The following is a 19,556-nucleotide window of genomic DNA, read 5'->3' as shown; positions in this document are numbered from 1 at the left end:
CGCCGGCACATGCCGCCCAAATGGCCCGGTACCGCCCGCTCAGGATATCCGCCGCCGCCCGCCCGCACACCAGCGGTGCCGGCGGCGCGCGGGCCCCGATTTCCCTCAGGGCGGAACGCGGGCCCCTTAACCCTCCCGCCGGTCGCTCCTAGGCTGGGAAGGTGAGCAGCCGAACACCGGACCAAGCCCGTGTCATTCCCCTGCGCCCGCCCGCCGCGGACCCGGCCCCCTCCTCCCGGGAGCCGCTCTGGCGCGACCTGGTCGGTGACGTCCTGCGGCGTGAACGCCTCGCCCAGGAACGGACCCTGAAGGACGTGGCGGAGGCGGCCCGGATCTCCATGCCGTACCTGTCCGAGGTGGAGCGAGGCCGCAAGGAGGCCTCCTCGGAGGTGCTCGCCGCCGCCGCCCGGGCGCTCGGCCTGGGCCTGGGCGATCTGCTGACCCGGGTCCACGGCGAACTCGTCCGGGTCACCGCCCGCCCCTCGGCCACCGGCCGCGGCGGCACCCGTTCCCGCCACGACGGGCTCTGCCTGGCGGCCTGACCCCGCCGAAGCCGTCCGCCCCGCGCGTCCGGCGCCCTCCCCGGCGGGGCGCCGGACCGCGCGGCTCAGACCGTCACGAGCCGCCGGCCGAGCACCTCGTCGGCCAGCCCGTACGCCACCGCCTCCCGGGCCGTGAACACCTTGTCGCGGTCCATGTCCGCCCGCAGCGCGGTGACGTCGTGACCGGTGTGCCGGGCCAGCACCTCCTCGACCTGGGAGCGGATGCGCACCATCTCCTTCGCCTGGAGCGCCAGATCGGAGACCGTGCCCTGCCGGCCCCCGCTGGCCGGCTGGCCGAGCAGCACCCGCGCGTGCTCCAGCACGAACCGCCGCCCGGGATCGCCGCCCGCCAGCAGCACCGCCGCCGTGGAGGCCGCCTGGCCGACGCAGAACGTCGAGATCGGCGCCTGTACGAACGTCATGGTGTCGTAGATCGCCATCAGCGAGGTGTACGAGCCGCCGGGGGAGTTGAGGTAGACCGAGATCTCGTGCTCCGGCGCCGACGACTCCAGGTGCAGGAGCTGGGCGATGACGACGTTGGCGACGCCGTCGTCGATCTCGGTGCCGAGGAAGATGATCCGCTCCGCCAGCAGGCGGCTGAACACGTCGTAGGACCGCTCGCCCTGCGGGGTCCGCTCCACGACGTTCGGAATGGTGTACGTCCCCATGGTCACAGCCCCATCCGTCGCCGCGTGACGGCCGGGCGGACGTCCGCGAGGGACTCCACCACCCGGTCCACGATCCCGTACTCCCTGGCCTCCTCGGCCGTGAACCAGCGGTCCCGGTCACCGTCCCGGGAGATCGTCTCCGGCGTCTGGCCGGTGTGCTCGGCGGTGATCCGCTCGATGGTCCGCTTGGTGAACTCCAGGTTGTCCGCCTGGATCTCGATGTCGGCGGTGGTGCCGCCGATGCCCGCCGACGGCTGGTGCATCATGATCCGCGCGTTCGGCAGCGCGTACCGCTTGCCCGCCGCGCCCACGCTGAGCAGGAACTGCCCCATGCTGGCGGCGAATCCCACGGCGAGCGTCGAGATGTCGTTGGGGATGAGCCGCATCGTGTCGTAGATGGCCAGCCCCGCGTGGACCGAGCCGCCGGGGCTGTTGACGTACAGGCTGATGTCGGTGCGCGGGTCCTCGGCGGACAGGATCAGCAACTGGGCGCAGACCCGGTTCGCGGAGACCTCGTCGACCTGGGTGCCCAGCACGACGATGCGCTGGGCGAGCAACTGCGCGGCGAGGTGGTCGTCGAACCGGCTCGGCAGGGTGTCGCCCTCCTGCGCTCGCGGCAGCGGACGGGTGGTGAATGGGGACATCGGCGCTCCTTCGCTCCGTTCGGATCGTGCCGTCGTCCCCACTGTCGGCCCGGGACCGCCCCGGCCGGGGCTTTCTCTGCCCGCGGCAGATTCGCCGAGGGCAGAGCGGTCAGCCGGCCCGCCCCTCGCGGAACTGCCGGAAGAAGGCCCGCACATCGCCGACCAGCAGTTCGGGCTGTTCCAGCGCCGCGAAGTGCCCGCCCCGGTCGAACTCCGTCCACCGCACCAGGTTCTCGGTACGCCGGGCCTTGTGCCGCAGCGGGATCTGCGGGTCGGCGGGGAAAACGGCGACCGCGGTCGGCGCGGTGGACGGCTCGTGCGGGGCGGCGGCCCGGCCGGTGGCGTGCGCCCGCTCGTAGTAGACGCGGGCCGACGAACCGGCGGTGCCGGTCAGCCAGTAGAGCATCACGCCGGTGAGCAGCCGGTCGCGGTCCACCGCCTCCTCCGGCAGCCCGGCCGAGTCCGTCCACTCGGCGAACTTCTCCACGATCCAGGCGAGCTGCCCGACGGGGGAGTCGGTGAGCGCGTACGCCAGGGTCTGCGGCCGGGTGGACTGCTGGGCGGCGTATCCGGTGCCCTCGCGGGACCACGCCGCCCAGCGGCGCCAGGACCGGAGGGTGCGCTCCCGCTCCGCGGGGTCGAGGGCGTCCAGTTCCGCGGCGGTCGGCTCGGTGGCCTGCTGGGCGCCCGGCAGCAGGTTGAGGTGCACGCCGATCACCCGCTCCGGGTGGACCCGGCCCAGCTCGCGGGAGATCGCCGCGCCCCAGTCGCCGCCCTGGAGGCCGTACCGGCCGTAGCCGACGCGCCGCATCAGCTCGGCCCAGGCGTCGGCGATCCGGCCCGCCTCCCAGCCGGTGTCCGGCGCCGGCCCCGACAGACCGAACCCGGGCACGCTCGGCACCACGACGTGGAAGGCGTCGGCCGGGTCGCCGCCGTGCGCGGCCGGATCGGTCAGCGGCCCGACCACGTCGAGGAACTCGGCGATCGACCCCGGCCAGCCGTGGGTGATCATCAGCGGCGTGGCGTCCGGCTCGGGGGAGCGGACGTGGGCGAAGTGCACATGGGCGCCGTCGATGGTGGTGGTGAACTGCGGCCACGCGTTCAGCTCCGCCTCGGCGGCCCGCCAGTCGTAGTCGTGGCGCCAGTACCGCACCAGCTCCCGCAGGTAGTCCCGCGGCACCCCGTAGGCCCATCCGGCGCCGGCGGGCTGGTCCGGCCAGCGGGCGCGGTCCAGGCGGTCGTGCAGGTCGTCGAGGTCGCGCTGCGGGACGTCGAGGCGGAAGGGGCGGAGGGCGCCGTCGTCGGCGGGCGGGAAGGAGAGCACGGCGGGATGGTAGGCACGCGGGCCCGCCCCGGTCGAAGGGATTGCCGGGCGGCGATGAGTTTCCGGCCTCGCACCGGTCGACACAGATGACCGCGTTCCACGCGCCCAGGAGGTACCGATGACCAGCGACGGATTCACCACGTGCCTGTGGTTCGACGACCAGGCCGAGGAGGCCGCCCAGTACTACGTCTCGGTGTTCGAGGACTCCGACTCCCACGTCGGCGACATCACCCACTACCCCGAGGGAGGCCACCGTCCCGCCGGCACGGTGCTCACCGTCGAGTTCACCGCCAACGGGCAGAAGTTCGTCGCGCTCAACGGCGGACCCGAGTTCAGGTTCACCGAGGCGATCTCCTTCCAGGTCACCTGCGAGACCCAGGAGGAGGTCGACCACTACTCGGCCCGGCTGACCGAGAACGGCGGCGAGCTGGGGCCCTGCGGCTGGGTGAAGGACCGGTTCGGGGTGTCCTGGCAGGTCGTGCCGCGCCGGCTCATGGAGATGTTCGCCGACCCCGACCCGGCGAAGGCCGCCCGCGCGAACAAGGCGATGGAGTCGATGCGCAAGCTGGACATCGCCGCCCTGGAGCAGGCCTTCGCCGGGGAGCGGTGACGCGTCGGCCGCCAGTACGACCCGAGGGAACCCGCTGCCGGGCCGACGGACTCGGCCTCCGGCCGGTGCGCGGCGCCGTGCGGCCCGCAGGGCGCGAGCTGCCGGAGGCCGCGGACCTCTCCTGACCGCCGGCCGTCGAGGCTCGGGACCCGGGCGGGCCCCCGTACCCGGTCATGACATCATCGAGTCCATGCGTGAACGTGTTGTGGCCGCGTGCGACGGGGCCTCGAAGGGCAACCCCGGCCCGGCGGCCTGGGCCTGGGTCGTCGCGGACGAGAGCGAGACCCCGGACCGCTGGGAGGCCGGCCCGCTGGGGCGGGCCACCAACAACGTCGCCGAACTCACGGCGCTGGAGCGGCTGCTGGCCGCGACCGACCCGGCGGTGCCGCTGGAGATCCGGATGGACTCCCAGTACGCGATGAAGGCCGTCACCACCTGGCTGCCCGGCTGGAAGCGCAACGGCTGGAAGACCTCGGCCGGCAAGCCGGTCGCCAACCAGGAGCTGGTCGTCCGCATCGACGAGCTGCTCGACGGCCGCTCGGTCGAGTTCCGCTACGTTCCGGCCCACCAGGTCGACGGGGACCGGCTCAACGACTTCGCCGACCGTGCCGCCAGCCACGCGGCCGTCGTCCAGGAGGCGGCGGGCAGCACCCTGGGCTCCCCCGAGCCGCCGCCCGCGCCGGACACCCCGGCCAAGGCCCCGCGCCGCAAAGCCCCCACCGCCCGGAAGGGCGGCGGGGGCTCCGCACGGACGATCAAGGCCAAGTTCGCCGGGCGCTGCCTGTGCGGACGCTCCTACGCGGCCGGCGAGTCCATCGCCAAGAACGACAAGGGCTGGGGCCACCCGGAGTGCCGCACCGCGGCGGCCGGGTAGCGGCGGCGCGCGTCACACCACGCCGCGCCAGGCCCCGGTCTCGTGGCCGCGCCGCTCGATGAAGTGCTTGAAGCGCTCCAGGTCGCCCTTGGTCTGCCGCTGCACGACCCCGAGCTTGTCGCCCACCTTCTCGGCGACGCCGTCCGGCCGGAACTCCATCTGGAGCATCACCTTGGTGTGGTCGTCGTCGAGGCGGTGGAAGGTGACGACCCCCGCCTGCTCGGTCTCACCGGCGACCGTGGTCCACGCGACCCGCTCGTCCGGGATCTGCTCGGTGATCCGCGCGTCGAACTCCCGGCGCACCCCGTTCACGTTCGTCACCCAGTGCGTCAGGGTGTCGGTGCGCTGCTCGATGCGCTCGACCCCGCTCATGAACTCGGGGAACGACTCGAACTGGGTCCACTGGTCGTACGCGGTGTGGACCGGCACGCCGACCTCGATGGATTCCTCGACCTGCGACATCAGGTACTGCCTCCTTCGGCTTTCGTCGGGTGGACGGTCCGGGTACCCGGGGCCCGCGGGGCGAATCCCCTGATCGCCCGTCACTTCACTGTTACCCTGCGGACCATATGACCGTTTTGCGGTATTTCAGGAGGGTGCGTGAAGATCGCCTGTGTCGGTGGCGGGCCCGCCGGGCTGTATCTGTCGATCCTGTTGAAGAGGGACGACCCCCGGCACGACATCACCGTGCACGAACGAGACCCGGAGGGCTCCACCTACGGCTGGGGCGTCACCTACTGGCGCCCCCTGCTCGACCGGCTCCACCACCACGACCCCGAGTCGGCGCGCGCCGTCGAGGAGCACTCGGTGACCTGGCGGGACGGCGTCGCCCACGTCGGAGCGCTGACGGCGCGTCACCGGGGGGACACCGGCCACGGGATCGGGCGCCACCGGCTGCTGGAGATCCTCGCCGCCCGGGCCCGCTCGCTCGGCGTACGGCTGGAGTACGGGCACGAGGCCGGCGCCGACCGGCCGCCCGCCGCCGACCTGGTCGTCGCGGCCGACGGCGTGGGCAGCGCGCTGCGCGCCCGGCACGCCGGGCACTTCGGCACCGAGGTGCGTCCCGGACGCAACCGCTACCTCTGGCTCGGCACCACCAAGGTCTTCGACGCCTTCACCTTCGCCTTCACGGCGACCGACCACGGCTGGATCTGGGCCTACGGCTACGGCTTCGGTCCCGGCCACAGCACCTGCGTCGTCGAGTGCGCGCCCGAGACGTGGACCGGCCTGGGCCTGGACCGGGCGGACCAGGGGGAGGGGCTGGTGCTGCTGGAGAAGCTCTTCGCCGACGTCCTCGACGGCCATCCGCTGATCGCCCGGCCGGCCGCCGGCGGCGCCCTCCCCTGGCAGCCCTTCCGCACCCTGACCAACCGCGTCTGGTCGCGCGGCAACCTGGTCCTGCTCGGCGACGCGGCCCACACCACGCACTACTCCATCGGCGCCGGCACCACCCTGGCCCTGGAGGACGCCATCGCCCTGGCCACCGCCCTGCGCGAGCACTCCGCCGTGCCGGACGCCCTCGCCCGCTACGAGGCCGAACGCCGGGCGGCCCTGCTCCCCGTGCAGAGCGCCGCCCGCTACAGCGCCCGGTTCTACGAGAACCTGCCGCGCTACCTCGCCCTGCCGCCCGAGCAGATGTTCGCGCTGCTCGGACAGCGGCACTCACCCCTGCTGCCGCACGTCCCGCCCCGTCTGTACTACCGGCTCGACCGGGCGGCGGGACGGCTCGCGCCGCTGCGCCGGGCCAAGCGCCGGCTGGGCCCGAAGATGGCCCGCCTCGCCCAGACCAGGGTCCTCGCCAAGGACGGCGGATGACAGACTGACGCCATGGAAGAACGCGCATTCGACAGGTCGGGTCAGCACGCCTCCGTGCTCGGTCTCGGCACCTGGCAGCTGGGCGCCGACTGGGGCGACGTCGACGACAAGGAAGCCCTGGCCGTACTGGAGGCGGCGGCCGAGGCGGGGGTGACCTTCTTCGACACCGCCGACGTCTACGGCGACGGCCGCAGCGAGGAGACCATCGCCTCGTTCCTGCGGGGCCGGCCCGATCTGCACGTCATGGTCGCCACCAAGATGGGGCGCCGCGTCGAGCAGCTGCCGCAGAACTACGTCCTCGACAACTTCCGCGCCTGGAACGACCGTTCCCGGCGCAACCTCGGCGTCGACGTCCTCGACCTGGTCCAGCTGCACTGCCCGCCGACCCCCGTCTACTCCACGGACGAGGTGTTCGACGCCCTGGACACCCTGGTGGCGGAGGAGCGAATCAAGGCGTACGGCGTCAGCGTGGAGACCTGCGCCGAGGCGCTCACCGCGATCGCCCGGCCGAACGTCGCCAGTGTCCAGATCATCCTCAACCCGTTCCGCGTGAAGCCCCTGCGCGAGGTCCTCCCGGCGGCCCGGGAGGCCGGCGTCGGGATCATCGCCCGGGTGCCGCTCGCCTCCGGCCTGCTGTCGGGCAAGTACACCCGCGAGACCGTCTTCGCGGCCAACGACCACCGCACCTTCAACCGGCACGGCGAGGCCTTCGACCAGGGCGAGACCTTCTCCGGCGTCGACTTCGCCACCGGGGTCGAGGCCGCCGCGGAGTTCGCCGCGCTGGCCCCCGACGGGTACACCCCGGCCCAGCTGGCGCTGCGCTGGATCGTCCAGCAGCCCGGCGTGACCACGGTGATCCCCGGCGCCCGCTCGCCCGAGCAGGCCCGGGCCAACGCGGACGCCGCCACGCTGCCCGAGCTGTCCGACGCCACGCTGGCGGCCGTCACGGAGCTGTACGAGCGGCGGATCAAGGACCAGGTGGAAAGCCGCTGGTGACGGCAGGCCCAGGCCGCCTCAGGGCACCAGGTGGAGTTCCCGCTCCTGCTCCTGGTCGCCGGAGGCGGCGCCCTCGTCGCGGGTCGTGAAGGCGTGGGCCAGCGTCTCGCTCGCCGCCGTCACGGCCTGCGGCGTGCCCTGCACGGTGACGGTCACCGGAGCGGACAGCCGCGCGCCGGCCGCGGGCGCCCGGGAGGCGTCCGGCGCCGACGGGGAGCTGAAGGTGGCGGTGCGGACCGTGGCCCGGTCGTCCGCCGGAAGGTCGTCCGGCGCCCCGAACACGCCCTCCAGCGCGTGCACGACCGCCCGCGCGTCGTCGATCCCGCCGCCGCTGAGCGTCACGGTGAGCTGCGTGTCGGACATCCTTGGCGACCTCCTCGTACGGTGCTTCGGTCGCCGTCCGTGTAACCGTGCCCGCCCCTCCCAAACAGGGCGTCCGCCCGTCGCCGTGTCTGAGCGGGGGGAACCCGGGAAGCTGTCAGTCATTCGTGACAGTCGTGACAGCCGGGAGGACCAGTGGCGGACGCGGGCGCGGGCGCGGCGAAGGACACGGGCAGGCGCCGGGGGCGCGACGAGACCGAGGAGGAGCGCGCCGACCGGATGTGGACGGAGCTCATCCAGGAGGTCCGCGTCGCGCAGATGGGCGTACAGATCCTGTTCGGCTTCCTGCTGACGGTCGTGTTCCAGCCCAAGTACGAGCAGCTCTCCGACACGGACCAGCGCATCTACCTGATCACCGTGGTCCTCGGCGCCGCCGCGACCGGCGCGCTGATCGGACCGGTCTCGCTGCACCGGCTCGTCTCGGGCCGGCGCGTCAAGCCCCAGGCCGTGCGGTGGGCCTCCCGGCTCACCCTGCTCGGCCTGGTGCTGCTGCTCGCCACGACGACCGCGTCCCTGCTGCTGATCCTGCGCGTCGCCACGCACGACGGGTTCGTGCCGTGGCTGGTCGCGGGCGTCGTGGCCTGGTACCTGCTGTGCTGGTTCGTCATCCCCCTGTGGACGAGGTACCGCCACACCTCGGACTGAACCGGAGCCTCAGCCCGCGTCGATGACCTCCGCCAGGAAGTCGTCGACGCGGAACTCCTCCCGGCCCGGCGGCACGACGGCGTACGTCTCGCGCAGAAAGGCCGCGACGGCCGGGGCCCAGGCGAACACCACGGCGTGATGACGGTCCCCGTCGGCGCGGGGGTCGCCCAGGAACTCGATGCGCAGTTCGTCCAGCGTCCCCCGCGACACGGGCCGCAGCCGTACGTCGCCGGTCCCGACCGGGCGCAGCAGTCCCTCGCCCACCATCTCGCGGTCCAGCGTCCAGCGCGCCAGTACGTGGCCGTCGTGGCTGAAGACCATGGTGAGCGCGAACGGGTCCGCGGCGTCGTAGCCCAGGTGGGCGAAGACGGGACAGCGTTCCGTGTCACCCGCCTGGAGCTGTACGACGAGCGTGTGGTGCACGAGGGAGTTCACGAAAGGGCCTCCGGGAAAGAACCTGCCTGGAACCTTCCGGGTACCCCCGTCTCCGGCACAATGCTCCGGCGTCCGGGTGATTGTCCCGGGCGGCCGGGCTCAGGACCCGCCCAGTGCCTCGCGCAGCGCGGGCAGCAGGGTCTTCTCGGACCAGTCCAGGAAGGCCGGCTGGGACTCGCCGCCGATCTGCACGAGCGCGATCTCGGTGAACCCGGCCTCGACGTAGGGGCGTACCGCCTCCACGAAGGCGTCCGGGTCGTCGCCGCACGGGATGGACCCGGCGACGTCGTCCGGGGTGACGAACTGGGTGGCCGCCGCGAAGGAATCCGGGTGCGGCAGCTCGGAGTTGACCTTCCAGCCCAGGCCGAACCAGCGGAACTGGTCATGGGCGCGCCTGATCGCCGTCTCCCGGTCGGGGTCGTACGACACCGGCAGCTGGCCCACCCGCGGCTTGCCCGTGCCGCCGTGCCGGTCGAAGGACTCCAGCAGCTCCGGCTTCGGCTCGGTGGCGATCACCAGGTCGGCGAGCCGGCCCGCCAGCGCGCAGGACCGCTCGCCGGAGACGGCCATGCCGATGGGCGGCGGACTGTCGGGGAGGTCCCACAGCTTGGCGGACTCCACGTCGAAGTGCTTGCCCCGGTAGGTGACGTGGCCGCCCTCGAAGAGCGCCCGGATGATCTCGACGGCCTCCTCGAACATCTCGTGCCGTACGTCGGCGGTCGGCCAGCGCCGCCCCACCACGTGCTCGTTGAGGTTCTCGCCCGAGCCGAGCCCCAGCCGGAACCGCCCCTCGGACAGCAACTGCACGGTCGCCGCCTTCTGCGCGATCACCGCCGGGTGGTACCGCAGGGTCGGGCACGTCACGTACGTCATCAGCGGGATGCGCCGGGTGGCCTGGGCCGCGGCGCCCAGCACGCTCCACGCGTAGGGGGAGTGCCCCTGGGAGCGCAGCCACGGGAAGTAGTGGTCCGAGGTGACCGAGAAGTCGAACCCGACCTCCTCGGCCCGCACCACATGGCCGACCAGTTCACGGGGGCCGGCCTGCTCGGTCATCATCGTGTATCCGATTTGCACCATAACCGCCGGGTCCCCTGCCGGGCCGGGAGAAAACAGCCCGGCGGGGGACCCGGCGGCCCGCCGTCAGCGGCGGGGGAGCGGCGCGCCGTCCAGCCCGAAGCGGGCGGACCAGGCCGCCATGTCGGGGACCGTCGCGTTGCCCCCGCACACCACGAGCCCCAGCCGGGCCCCGTCGCCGACCCGGTCCCGTACCCGCCGGGCGGCGGGCAGCAGACAGCCGGCGGCCGGCTCGGTCCACAGCTTGGCGTGCTCGGCCAGCTCCAGCGACCCCTGTACGGCCTCCCGGTCGGACACCACGAGCACCTCGGTCACCAGGGCCGACACATGGTCGTAGGTCAGCCGCGAGACGGCCGGGGCGCTGAGGGTGGAGACGATCGACGACAGCTCCACCGGCAGCGGACCGCCCGCCGCCAGCGCCCGGGACATCGCCTCGGCACCCTCGGTCTCCACACCCCACACCCGTACGTCCGGACGGGCGGCCCGCAGCGCCGCCGCCACCCCGGCGATCAGCCCGCCGCCCCCGATGCTCACCAGCACGTCGGTGAGGTCACCGGCGTCGGCGGCGAACTCCAGGCCGACGGTGCCCTGCCCGGCGATCACCACGGGGTCGTCGAAGGGATGCACCGGCGTCAGTCCCTCCTCGCCCAGCCGCCCGGCGAGCGCGAACGCCTCGGCCATGCCGTCCGTCAGCCGCACCGACGCGCCCGCCTCCTCGGCGATCCGTACGGAACGGGCGGGCGCCGAGCGCGGCATCACCACCGTGGCCTTCACATCGAGGTCGGCGGCCATGACCGCGAGCGCGATGCCGTGGTTGCCGCCGCTGACCGCGACCACCCCGGCGGCCCGCTCCGCCTCGCCCAGCGACAGCAGCTTCGCCGCCGCGCCGCGCGCCTTGAACGAGCCGGTGCGCTGGAGCAGTTCCAGCTTGGTGGTGACCGGGACCCCGAGCAGCGTGGACAGTCCGGCACTGGGCGCCGTCGGAGTGCGCAGGACATGTCCGGCGATCCGCTCCGCGACGGCTTCGATCTCTTCGATACCGACCAGACTCATGCGATTCCGATCAACTTCATAGGGCTTCCTCTCAGCGCTGCTGGGCCTTCTGCGGGGTCGCCTCGCTGGGCCGGACCACCACGTACCCCTGGCCCTGGAGCATCAGCTGGACGGCCTCCCCGGAACCGCCGCGCAGCATCGAGCCGAGGGACTGCGAGCGGTGCAGCGAGGTCTGGAGCCCGGCGGTCCAGCCGACCACCGCGTCCGTGTCGACGTACACCGGGTACTGCGGGGAGACCGGGATGACCAGCGGGGTGCCCTCGCACACCAGCCCCAGTCTGCCCTGGCCGGTGAAGACGCTGTTGAACAGGCCGCCCCCGCTGATGCCGGCGCCCTTGACGGTGGCGATGCGGTACGCCAACGAGGCGTCGAAACACAGCACGTTGCGGCCGTTGACCGTGAACTCGTCGCCCTGGTCCACCTCCACGACGAAGCAGTTCTGCGCCTCGTGGGCGAACCACGCCTCGCCCTGTCCGCGCACCGCCATCAGCGGCAGGCCCTCCCCGGTGACCGCGCGCTTGAGCATGCCGCCCACGCCCTGGCCCTTGCGCTCGAACTGGAGGTTGCCGCGGTAGGCGACCATGGCGCCCTGGCGGGCGAGCATCTCGCCGTCCACCGCGTACCGGATGCATTTGGAGTTCTCGACGGTCATGCCCGGCGCCTGCGCCGGCTGGACCATGTGCTCGCTGGTAAAGAGGTCACCCTTCATACCGGCATCCTGTCCCGGACCGGCGCCTTCCGCCAAGATCGGGTCAGCCTCCGAACAACTGCGTCCAGTACGTGCCCGCCCGGCCGCCGCCGGCCAGGCCGATCCCGATGTGTGTGAAATCGGCCTCCAGGATGTTGGCGCGGTGGCCCGGGCTGTTCATCCAGCCCTCCACCACGGCGGCCGGGGAGCGCTGCCCGCAGGCGATGTTCTCGCCGATGGTGCCCCGTGCGACGCCGGCGGCGACGGCGCGGTCCCGGGGGCCGCCGCCGTCGGGGGAGGTGTGGGAGTAGAAGTCCCGGGCCACCATGTCCGCGCTGTGCGCCTGCGCGGCGGCGGTGAGCCCCGGATCGGGGGCGAGCGGCCGCAGCCCCGCCGCGGCCCGCTCCCGGTTGGTGAGGGCGACGACCTCGGCGGCCGTCCGGGCCAGGCCGGCCGCGGTCAGGGGCGAGGCCCACAGCGCGGTCCAGTAGGTGTCGCCCGAGGGCCCGCCGGTGACGTGGGCCAGACCGACGTGGGTGTGGGCCGGGTCGTGCAGGGTGCGGCGGGCGCCCTCGGTCCCGAGGCAGTGGGCGACGAACTCGTCCGGGGTGCGCGGCCCGGACACCAGGTGCTCGCCGACGGTCAGGTAGGCGTATCCGGCGCCGAGGGCGCGCTGGTAGACGGAGATCCCGTCCCGGGTCTGCACGCTCAGCGTGCCCGCGGCGGCCATCGCCGAGGCGTGCGCGCGGGCGGCGGCGGCCAGCCGGGCGTCGAGCGCGACGGGCGGGGAACCGGCGGCGGCTCGGGCGGCGTTGACCTCCCGGAGGAAGCCGGGGTCCTCCGGCGGGGGGACCTGACCGGCGGCCACATGACCGCCCGCCGCGGGGACCTGTCCGGCGCTCAGATGGCCGCCCGCCGCGGGGACCGCCCCCGGGTCCGTCGCGGTGACCGCCGGTGGCGTCTCGTCGTCGACGTCCACCCCGAAGTCCCGGGCGAGCCCGGCCAGTCCGTCGGCGTAGCCCTGCCCCAGGGCCCGCAGCTTCCAGCCCTCGCCGCGCCGGTAGAACTCCGCGAGCAGCAGCACCGTCTCGCGCCCCGGACGCGGCGGCGTGAACCGGGCCAGGGCGCGGCCGTCCGCGTCCGTCACCCGCAGCGTGGGGGAGGGCAGCGCGCTCAGCTCGGTGTCCGGGTCGGCCGCGCTGACGGCGACCGTCACCCGGGTCGCGCCGGTGCGCAGGGTGCGCGGGTCGACGGTGAGGGTGTCGCCGCGCAGCCGGGCGCCGGGAGCCTCCGGCTGGTTGTAGAAGACGAAGTCGCCGTCGCCGCCGACCTTGCCGCCGTCGCCGGTGATGAGCGCGGACACGTCGAAGCCGCCCGGCACCCGTACCTGAACGGGACCGCCCGGCAGGGGGAGGTTTCCGCCCGGGACCAACTCGTTCATGGCACCGCCCTGTCGTCGTGCTCGCGCTCCGGTGGGGGTGCCGGGTGAACGGGCGGAACGGCACGAGGGTTCCCGCCGGGGGCCGATCCTGAGGGTGCGGTGCGGTGGGCGTCGGGCCCCGCCTCAGCCGCGCAGCGACCGCGCCCAGTCCGCCGGTACCCGGCCCGCCGGTCCGGGCGACGGCTGGTCCTCGGGGTGGCTGACCGGCGGGGCGAGCGCCGGGCCCGACTCGCGCAGCCGGTCGGCCGCGTAGTCCCAGAACCAGTCCTCGGCGGGCTCGTAGCTCTGCACCACCGGATGCCCCGAGGCCCGGAAGTGCGCGGTGGCGTGCTGCCCCGGCGAGCTGTCGCAGCAGCCCACGTGTCCGCAGGCGGCACAGCGCCGCAGGTGGAACCACCAGCCCCCGCCCGCCTCGCACTCGGCGCAGCCCGCGCCGCTCGGCGGTACGGCGGGGTCGATCCCCCGGTCGTCGCTCACGTCGCTCACGTCGCTCACGTCGCTCACGTCGCCCACGTCGCTCGCATCACTCATACCGGCTCCTCGGCCGTCGGTCCGGGCTCCGCCGCGGCGAGCGGCAGCAGTACCTGGAAGCGGGTGTCACCCGGCCGGGAGTCCACCTGGAGGCTGCCGTGGTGCTTGTTGACCACGATCCGCCAGGAGATGTCCAGGCCGAGCCCGGTGCCCTCGCCCACCGGCTTGGTGGTGAAGAACGGGTCGAAGATACGGTCCCGGATCTCCGGGTCCACCCCGGGCCCCGTGTCGCGGAACTCCACCAGCAGCCGGTCGTGGTGACGGGCCGTCCGCACGGTCAGCGTGCCTTCCCCGCCCGCGCCGGCCATCGCGGAGACCGCGTTGTCGATCAGGTTCGTCCACACCTGGTTCAGCTCCGCCGGATAGGCGGGCACGCCCGGGAGCGCACGGTCGTAGTCCTTGACCACCTTGATCCGCGGGCCGATCTTGCCCGACAGCATCAGCAGGGTGGAGTCGAGGAGTTCGTGCACGTCGGCGATCCGGTACGGCGCGCGGTCCAGCTGGGAGTACTGCTTGGCGGCGTCCACCAGGTGGGAGATGCGGGCCGTGGAGTCGCCGATCTCGTTCATCAGCAGCTCGGTCTCGACCGTGTAGTTGAGCCAGCCGACCGCGTTCGGCAGGATCTCCTCGTCCACGGCCGCCGCGACCTGGTCCAGCCACTCGGTGTCGAGCCCCGCCTGGACGAAGGCCGGCGCGAACTGCCAGCCGTTCTGGATGCCGTGGTCGTCCAGCCAGTCGGTGACCGCGTCCTCCCGGTCGGCCGCCTCCATCGGGGTCAGCGCGGGCGCCTTGGCGACCCGCTCGGCCGTGCGCTCCTGGATGTCGATGAGCCCGGCCAGCGCCTCCCGGGAGAACGGCCCCCCGGCGATCACCGCGAGCTTGTGCCGCATCTTCGCCACCCGCTCCCGCAGCGTGGCGGTGGCCCGCACCGCCGCGGCGGCCGGGTTGTTCAGCTCATGGGTGAGCCCGGCGGACAGCGAGCCCAGCGCCAGCAGCCGCTCGCGCTGCCCGACGGCCCGCTGGGTGTTCTTCGAACCGAAGAACAGCCCCTCCAGCAGATGGACCGCCATCGGGAACCACTCCCGCGACATGCTCGCGAACGTGTCCGCGGGCAGCACGAAGAACCGGGTCGGCGCGGTGACCCGCAGGGAGTTGGTGTGAACCTGCGGCACCCGGTCCCCGAGGTAGGCCTGCATCGCCCCGGCGTACACCCCGCGCTGCGAGGTCCGGTTGGTCTCCACGTCGTCCCCGCCGACCCGGCGGGAGAGCACGACGGCCCCCTCCAGCAGCACGTAGAAGCAGGTGGCGGGGTCTCCCTCGGTGTACACCGGGCCGGGCTCGAACAGCTCCACCCGGCCCTCGGCGCACAGCCGCCCGAGCTGCTCCGGCGTCAGCTTCTCGAACAGGAACAGCTCCCCGATCTCGCCGGGGCTGCACGGCATCGGCCGCCCGCTCACGACTGCTCCAGATACCGGTGGACGAGCATCACGGCCATGGCACCCTCTCCTACGGCGGACGCGACCCGCTTGGCGGACTCGGCGCGGGCGTCGCCCGCCACGAACACGCCGGGGACGCTGGTCTCCAGGTGGTACGGCGGCCGGGCCGGCTCCCAGCCGGCCGGCGGCCGTCCGTCGGCGGTCAGGTCCGGCCCGGCCAGGATGAACCCGCGCTCGTCCCGCGCCACCGTGCCGTCCAGCCAGTCGGTGAGCGGGGCCGCGCCGATGAACACGAACAGCCACTGCGCGTCGACCAGTTCGCTCTGCCCCGACTCCGTGTCCCGCAGCGTGAGCCGCTCCAGGCGGCCGTCGCCGTGCGCGGACTCCACCACCGTGCCGCAGCGCACCACGATGTTGGGCGTGTCCTCGATCTGCTGGATCAGGTAGTGCGACATCGACGCCGCCAGCGACGGGCCGCGCACCAGCAGCGTCACCGACTTGGCGCCCCGGGCCAGGTACATCGCGGCCTGTCCGGCCGAGTTGGCGCCGCCGACGATGTACACGTCGTGGCCCTGGCAGGCGGCGGCCTCGGTCAGCGCCGATCCGTAGAACACGCCGCAGCCGGCCAGGTCGCCGGTGCCCGGGGCCGCCAGTTCCCGGTAGGAGACGCCGGTCGCCAGGATCACGCTGTGCGCGGCGATCGCCGAGCCGTCGGAGAACCGTACCGTCCGTGCCGACCCGTTGACCTCCAGGCCGGTCACCTCCCGCGCGGTGAGGATCTCGGCGCCGAACTTCGTGGCCTGCCGCCGGGCCCGGTCGGTGAGCTGGGCGCCGGAGACGCCGTCCGGGAAGCCGAGGTAGTTCTCGATGCGGCTGCTCTGCCCGGCCTGTCCGCCGGTCGCCGACCGCTCCACCAGGACCGTACGCAGCCCCTCGGAGGCCCCGTAGACGGCCGCGCCGAGTCCGGCCGGCCCGCCGCCGATCACCACCAGGTCGTAGAAGTCGGCGGCCGGCGTGGTCGCCAGGCCCACCCGCGCGGCGAGGTCGGTCGCGTCGGGCTCGACCAGCGGCGTCCCGTCCGGCGTGATCACCACGGGCAGCCGCTGTCCGTCCTGCCCGGCGGCCGACAGCAGCCGCCGGCCCTCGGGCTCGTCGGCGGAGTACCACCGGTACGGCACCTGGTTGCGGGCCAGGAACTCCCGTACCTCCGAGCAGCGCGCCGAGAAGCGGTGCCCGACCACCTTGGTGCTGGGCACCGGCTTGTGGTCGCCGGCCCGCCACGCCGCCAGCAGGTCGTCCAGGACCGGGTAGAGCTTCTCCTCCGGCGGGTCCCACGGCTTGAGCAGGTAGTGGTCCAGGTCGACGACGTTGATCGCGTCGATGGCCGCGTTGGTGTCCGCGTACGCGGTCAGCAGCACCCGGCGCGCGGCCGGATAGACGTCCATGGCCTGTTCGAGGAACTCGATGCCGTTCATCCGCGGCATCCGGTAGTCGGCGAGGATCACGGCGACGAGATCGCCGCGGAGTTTCAGTTCGCGCAGCGCCTGGAGCGCGGACTCCCCGGACTCCGCGCGCACGATGCGGTGCGCGGCGCCGTAGCGCCGCCGCAGGTCGCGGGCGACGGCCCGGGAGACCCCCGGGTCGTCGTCCACGGTCATGATGACGGTCCGTGCCGTCTCGGCGGCCTGTGTCATGCGTCCCCCACGTCGGGCGGCCGGGTTCACGGCACGGCGGATTCCGTGACCGCACCGGCCGCCGTCCATCGTATGTTCGATCGTCGTGCGCTGCCCGGCGTGCGGGGCCCGGCCCGGATCCCGTGTGCCGCCCGGCCCGGGTCAGCCGCGGCGCGCGCCCAGCACGCAGAACTCGTTGCCCTCGGGGTCCGTCATCGTCACCCAGGACTGCTCGCCCTGCCCGACGTCGGCGCGGCGCGCGCCCAGCGCGAGCAGCCGGGCGACCTCGGCCGCCTGGTCGACGGGCCGGAAGTCGAGGTGCAGCCGGTTCTTGACGGTCTTGGCGTCCGGCACCGGGACGAAGAGCAGCCCCGGCAGCCGGTCCGGCTCCGGCCGGATCTCGTACACCCCCGAGGAGTCGTCCACCACCACCCAGCCCAGCGCCTCGGCCCACCAGCGGCCGAGCGCCTCCGGATCGGCCGAGTCGACGATCACTTGTTCCCACTCCAACGTCATGGCGGGCAGGGTACGTAAGGAAGACTGACAGCGCACGGATTTACCGCGACGCAGGGAGGCACCGCATGACGCGCCCGATCACGGCAGGGGTGGACGGATCGGAGGAGAGCCTGGCGGCACTGGCCTGGGCGGCCAGGCAGGCCGTCCGGCACGGGGCGGCGCTGCGCGTGGTGCACGTCTGGCGGTTCGAGCCGGAGGCGGTGGACCGGGCCGGGGACCGGGACGCGCAGGAGCGCTGGGTGCGCGAGACGCTGGCCGAGGCGGTGGGCACGGTGACGGCCCGTCATCACGGCCTGGAGGTCACCACCGACGTGGTCGAGGGCGACCCGGTCCAGACGCTGGTCGCCGTGGCGGCCGGCACCGGGGTGCTGGTGCTCGGCTCGCGCGGCCACGGGGCGGTCGTCGGCTTCCTGCTGGGTTCCGTGGGCCAGCAGGTCATCGCCGAGGCGACCCGGCCCGTCGTCCTGGTTCGCGCCGGTGACCGCCCCTCCGACGAGGTGGCCGGGCACGAGATCGTCGTCGGCCAGCAGGGCGAGGCGGAGGACAGCGCCGAGGTGCTGCGGTTCGCGTTCGAGGCCGCCGCCGCCCGCGGGGCCACCGTACGTGCGGTACGGGCCTGGACCCTGCCGCCGCTGTTCTCCTACAGCCCCGCCTCGCTCAAGCTGCTGGACGACGCCGGGGGCCTGGAACCCTATGAGCGCAAGGCGCTGGCCGAGGCGCTCAGGCCGTGGCGGGACCGCTTTCCCGACGTGCCCGTGGTCGAGCACGTGGAGATGGGCAGCGCCGGGCAGGTCCTGCTGTCGGTGGCCGGGCGGGCCCAGCTGATGGTCGTCGGCCGCCGCGCCCGCCGCTCGGCCGTCGGCGCCCGGATCGGTTCGGTCGCCCACGGGGTACTGCACCACGCCGGGTGCCCGGTGGCCGTCGTACCGCACGCGTGAGTCACTCCTCGGTCGTGGGCCGGAGCGTCTCGCGGGCCTTGGGCAGGACGTCGGTGATGTAGTCCTGGACGGCGGTGTCCAGCCCGATGTCGCGCTGGGCCCGCTCGGACAGGTACCAGCGGTGCTCCAGCAGCTCGTGGTAGATCTCCGCCGGGTCCATCGCGCCGCGCAGCTCGTACGGCACCGCCCGCACGGTCGGCCGGAACACCTCGCGCACCCAGCGGTGGGCGAGGACCTCCGGGCGGGCGCCCAGGGGGTCGCCGGGGGCGTAGTCGTCCTGGGTGGCCATCCAGGACTCCAGGTCGTTCAGCAGCCGCCGGGCCTGGTTCTCCTCGGCGTCCAGGCCCGTCAGCCGCAGCAACTGGCGCTGGTGGTGCCCGGCGTCGACGACCTTGGGCACGAAGGTGACGGTGTCGCCGTCGGAGGCGTGCTCGATCTGCATCTCGGCCACGTCGAAACCGAGGTCGTTGAGCCGCCGTATCCGGCGCTCTATGTAGTGGTACTTCCCCGCCGGGTACACGGAGGTGCGGGTCAGCTCCTGCCACAGGCTCCGGTAGCGGGCGCAGATCTCGGTGCCGAACTCGATGGCGTCCACGGACGGGTGCAGCGCGCCGGACGCCTCCAGGTCGAGCAGCTCGCCGCTGATGTTGACCCGGGCGAGGTCGAGGTCGTAGTCCCGCTGGCCCTCGCTCAGCCGCGGGTGCAGCTCGCCGGTCTCCGCGTCCACCAGGTAGGCGGCGTAGGCGCCCGCGTCGCGCCGGAACAGGGTGTTGGACAGCGAGCAGTCGCCCCAGGCGAACCCGGCCAGGTGCAGCCGCACCAGCAGCACCGCCAGGGCGTCCATCAGCCGGTGCATGGTCGCCGGGCGCAGCGTCGTCTCGAACATCGACCGGTACGGCATTGAGCCGCCGAGGTGCCGGGTGATCAGCACCGGCTCCAGCGGCTCGCCCGCGGCGTCCGTGCGGCCGGTGACCACGCCGAGGGCGTCCACCGCCGGGATGCCGAGGCGGTCCAGGTCGCGCAGCAGCTCGTACTCGCGCAGCGCGGGCCGCTCCGCCAGTTCCTTGACGGCGACGATCTCGTCCCCGGCACGGGCGTACCGGACCACGTGCCGGGAGATCCCGCGCGGCAGCGGCACGAGGTGTTTCTCCGGCCACTCCTCCAGCGGGGTGTGCCAGGGCAGTTCGAGCAGGAGCGCCGGGTGCTCGGGGTTGGTCGCGTTGATCTGCAGGGCCATGGGTCGGTGTCCTCGTCTCGCCGGTGAACGGGATC

22 protein-coding genes are annotated in these 19,556 nt (G+C 73.5%); 7 read left to right on the top strand and 15 right to left on the bottom strand.

All coding sequences use genetic code 11. The features are described from left to right. Positions 1-161: 161 nt before the first annotated feature. Positions 162-542 carry a helix-turn-helix domain-containing protein gene (locus ACIQR3_RS18145; RefSeq protein WP_403539773.1) on the top strand — a complete coding sequence of 127 codons (381 nt, stop codon included), beginning with the start codon at positions 162-164 and terminating at the stop codon, positions 540-542. A gap of 65 nt (positions 543-607) precedes the next feature. Here the strand turns inward: ACIQR3_RS18145 and ACIQR3_RS18140 are convergent, their stop codons facing one another. The 3 genes from ACIQR3_RS18140 to ACIQR3_RS18130 form a co-directional block, all read right to left on the bottom strand. After that, positions 608-1,210, bottom strand: coding sequence for a ClpP family protease (locus ACIQR3_RS18140; protein ID WP_403539772.1), 603 nt, complete (start codon positions 1,208-1,210; stop codon positions 608-610). A gap of 2 nt (positions 1,211-1,212) precedes the next feature. Beyond that, positions 1,213-1,854, bottom strand: coding sequence for an ATP-dependent Clp protease proteolytic subunit (locus ACIQR3_RS18135; RefSeq protein WP_403539770.1), 642 nt, complete (start codon positions 1,852-1,854; stop codon positions 1,213-1,215). Positions 1,855-1,963: 109 nt separating this feature from the next. Continuing rightward, positions 1,964-3,178 (bottom strand): epoxide hydrolase family protein, encoded by a 1,215-nt coding sequence (locus tag ACIQR3_RS18130; RefSeq protein WP_403539767.1) that lies wholly within the window; start codon positions 3,176-3,178, stop codon positions 1,964-1,966. A 118-nt stretch (positions 3,179-3,296) separates the two neighbouring features. On the opposite strand from ACIQR3_RS18130, the gene ACIQR3_RS18125 reads away from it, so the two are divergent. Then, positions 3,297-3,788: a VOC family protein gene (locus ACIQR3_RS18125; RefSeq protein ID WP_403539766.1), complete on the top strand. Its 492-nt coding sequence runs from the start codon at positions 3,297-3,299 to the stop codon at positions 3,786-3,788. A gap of 190 nt (positions 3,789-3,978) precedes the next feature. Then, positions 3,979-4,662, top strand: a complete 684-nt coding sequence (locus tag ACIQR3_RS18120; RefSeq protein ID WP_403539763.1) for a ribonuclease H — start codon at positions 3,979-3,981, stop codon at positions 4,660-4,662. A gap of 12 nt (positions 4,663-4,674) precedes the next feature. On the opposite strand, the gene ACIQR3_RS18115 is transcribed toward ACIQR3_RS18120, so the two are convergent. After that, the gene (locus ACIQR3_RS18115) at positions 4,675-5,124 is read right to left on the bottom strand and encodes an SRPBCC family protein (protein ID WP_215167164.1); all 450 of its coding nucleotides are present in this window, start codon (positions 5,122-5,124) and stop codon (positions 4,675-4,677) included. A 138-nt stretch (positions 5,125-5,262) separates the two neighbouring features. Between ACIQR3_RS18115 and ACIQR3_RS18110 the strand changes: the two genes are divergently transcribed. Then, entirely contained in the window at positions 5,263-6,477 is a 1,215-nt protein-coding gene (locus ACIQR3_RS18110; RefSeq protein ID WP_403539760.1) for an FAD-dependent monooxygenase, read from the top strand. A 12-nt stretch (positions 6,478-6,489) separates the two neighbouring features. Beyond that, positions 6,490-7,473, top strand: coding sequence for an aldo/keto reductase (locus ACIQR3_RS18105; protein ID WP_403539758.1), 984 nt, complete (start codon positions 6,490-6,492; stop codon positions 7,471-7,473). Positions 7,474-7,491: 18 nt separating this feature from the next. On the opposite strand, the gene ACIQR3_RS18100 is transcribed toward ACIQR3_RS18105, so the two are convergent. Further along, positions 7,492-7,836 carry a hypothetical protein gene (locus ACIQR3_RS18100; RefSeq protein ID WP_215167167.1) on the bottom strand — a complete coding sequence of 115 codons (345 nt, stop codon included), beginning with the start codon at positions 7,834-7,836 and terminating at the stop codon, positions 7,492-7,494. 153 nt (positions 7,837-7,989) lie between these two features. Between ACIQR3_RS18100 and ACIQR3_RS18095 the strand changes: the two genes are divergently transcribed. Next, on the top strand, positions 7,990-8,499 hold the full coding sequence (locus ACIQR3_RS18095; RefSeq protein ID WP_403539754.1) for a DUF6328 family protein: 510 nt from the start codon (positions 7,990-7,992) through the stop codon (positions 8,497-8,499). A gap of 9 nt (positions 8,500-8,508) precedes the next feature. On the opposite strand, the gene ACIQR3_RS18090 is transcribed toward ACIQR3_RS18095, so the two are convergent. The 9 genes from ACIQR3_RS18090 to ACIQR3_RS18050 form a co-directional block, all read right to left on the bottom strand. After that, positions 8,509-8,934: an SsgA family sporulation/cell division regulator gene (locus ACIQR3_RS18090; protein WP_403539751.1), complete on the bottom strand. Its 426-nt coding sequence runs from the start codon at positions 8,932-8,934 to the stop codon at positions 8,509-8,511. 99 nt (positions 8,935-9,033) lie between these two features. After that, positions 9,034-10,011 (bottom strand): LLM class F420-dependent oxidoreductase, encoded by a 978-nt coding sequence (locus ACIQR3_RS18085; RefSeq protein WP_403539750.1) that lies wholly within the window; start codon positions 10,009-10,011, stop codon positions 9,034-9,036. 63 nt (positions 10,012-10,074) lie between these two features. Continuing rightward, entirely contained in the window at positions 10,075-11,055 is a 981-nt protein-coding gene (locus ACIQR3_RS18080; protein ID WP_403540065.1) for a threonine/serine dehydratase, read from the bottom strand. Positions 11,056-11,092: 37 nt separating this feature from the next. Then, on the bottom strand, positions 11,093-11,770 hold the full coding sequence (locus ACIQR3_RS18075) for an AIM24 family protein (RefSeq protein WP_403539748.1): 678 nt from the start codon (positions 11,768-11,770) through the stop codon (positions 11,093-11,095). 43 nt (positions 11,771-11,813) lie between these two features. After that, positions 11,814-13,190, bottom strand: a complete 1,377-nt coding sequence (locus ACIQR3_RS18070; RefSeq protein ID WP_403539747.1) for a CAP domain-containing protein — start codon at positions 13,188-13,190, stop codon at positions 11,814-11,816. Positions 13,191-13,313: 123 nt separating this feature from the next. Next, positions 13,314-13,667 carry a UBP-type zinc finger domain-containing protein gene (locus ACIQR3_RS18065; RefSeq protein WP_403540064.1) on the bottom strand — a complete coding sequence of 118 codons (354 nt, stop codon included), beginning with the start codon at positions 13,665-13,667 and terminating at the stop codon, positions 13,314-13,316. A 50-nt stretch (positions 13,668-13,717) separates the two neighbouring features. Next, complete coding sequence (locus ACIQR3_RS18060; protein WP_403540061.1) at positions 13,718-15,163, bottom strand: ATP-binding protein; 1,446 nt, start codon at positions 15,161-15,163, stop codon at positions 13,718-13,720. 11 nt (positions 15,164-15,174) lie between these two features. Further along, complete coding sequence (locus tag ACIQR3_RS18055; protein ID WP_403539744.1) at positions 15,175-16,851, bottom strand: FAD-dependent oxidoreductase; 1,677 nt, start codon at positions 16,849-16,851, stop codon at positions 15,175-15,177. 141 nt (positions 16,852-16,992) lie between these two features. Then, the gene (locus ACIQR3_RS18050; RefSeq protein WP_403539742.1) at positions 16,993-17,346 is read right to left on the bottom strand and encodes a VOC family protein; all 354 of its coding nucleotides are present in this window, start codon (positions 17,344-17,346) and stop codon (positions 16,993-16,995) included. 65 nt (positions 17,347-17,411) lie between these two features. On the opposite strand from ACIQR3_RS18050, the gene ACIQR3_RS18045 reads away from it, so the two are divergent. Further along, positions 17,412-18,284 (top strand): universal stress protein, encoded by an 873-nt coding sequence (locus tag ACIQR3_RS18045; RefSeq protein ID WP_403539739.1) that lies wholly within the window; start codon positions 17,412-17,414, stop codon positions 18,282-18,284. 1 nt (position 18,285) lies between these two features. On the opposite strand, the gene ACIQR3_RS18040 is transcribed toward ACIQR3_RS18045, so the two are convergent. Continuing rightward, positions 18,286-19,521, bottom strand: a complete 1,236-nt coding sequence (locus ACIQR3_RS18040; RefSeq protein WP_403539737.1) for a DUF4032 domain-containing protein — start codon at positions 19,519-19,521, stop codon at positions 18,286-18,288. Positions 19,522-19,556: the final 35 nt, after the last annotated feature.

It is taken from the genome of Streptomyces sp. NPDC090994, from assembly GCF_044768905.1.
Classification (GTDB): Bacteria; Actinomycetota; Actinomycetes; order Streptomycetales; family Streptomycetaceae; genus Streptomyces.
The sequence above is the reverse complement of the archived record's forward strand: the minus strand, read 5'-3'. Positions and strand labels throughout refer to the sequence as shown.

Coding starts and splice junctions, on each gene's coding strand:
- ACIQR3_RS18100 (WP_215167167.1), bottom strand. CDS start 7,836: ATGTCCGACACGCAGCTCACCGTGACGCTCAGCGGCGGCGGGATCGAC.
- ACIQR3_RS18060 (WP_403540061.1), bottom strand. CDS start 15,163: ATGCCGTGCAGCCCCGGCGAGATCGGGGAGCTGTTCCTGTTCGAGAAG.
- ACIQR3_RS18120 (WP_403539763.1), top strand. CDS start 3,979: ATGCGTGAACGTGTTGTGGCCGCGTGCGACGGGGCCTCGAAGGGCAAC.
- ACIQR3_RS18105 (WP_403539758.1), top strand. CDS start 6,490: ATGGAAGAACGCGCATTCGACAGGTCGGGTCAGCACGCCTCCGTGCTC.
- ACIQR3_RS18125 (WP_403539766.1), top strand. CDS start 3,297: ATGACCAGCGACGGATTCACCACGTGCCTGTGGTTCGACGACCAGGCC.
- ACIQR3_RS18085 (WP_403539750.1), bottom strand. CDS start 10,011: ATGGTGCAAATCGGATACACGATGATGACCGAGCAGGCCGGCCCCCGT.
- ACIQR3_RS18115 (WP_215167164.1), bottom strand. CDS start 5,124: ATGTCGCAGGTCGAGGAATCCATCGAGGTCGGCGTGCCGGTCCACACC.
- ACIQR3_RS18040 (WP_403539737.1), bottom strand. CDS start 19,521: ATGGCCCTGCAGATCAACGCGACCAACCCCGAGCACCCGGCGCTCCTG.
- ACIQR3_RS18075 (WP_403539748.1), bottom strand. CDS start 11,770: ATGAAGGGTGACCTCTTTACCAGCGAGCACATGGTCCAGCCGGCGCAG.
- ACIQR3_RS18055 (WP_403539744.1), bottom strand. CDS start 16,851: ATGACACAGGCCGCCGAGACGGCACGGACCGTCATCATGACCGTGGAC.
- ACIQR3_RS18045 (WP_403539739.1), top strand. CDS start 17,412: ATGACGCGCCCGATCACGGCAGGGGTGGACGGATCGGAGGAGAGCCTG.
- ACIQR3_RS18050 (WP_403539742.1), bottom strand. CDS start 17,346: ATGACGTTGGAGTGGGAACAAGTGATCGTCGACTCGGCCGATCCGGAG.
- ACIQR3_RS18140 (WP_403539772.1), bottom strand. CDS start 1,210: ATGGGGACGTACACCATTCCGAACGTCGTGGAGCGGACCCCGCAGGGC.
- ACIQR3_RS18135 (WP_403539770.1), bottom strand. CDS start 1,854: ATGTCCCCATTCACCACCCGTCCGCTGCCGCGAGCGCAGGAGGGCGAC.
- ACIQR3_RS18070 (WP_403539747.1), bottom strand. CDS start 13,190: ATGAACGAGTTGGTCCCGGGCGGAAACCTCCCCCTGCCGGGCGGTCCC.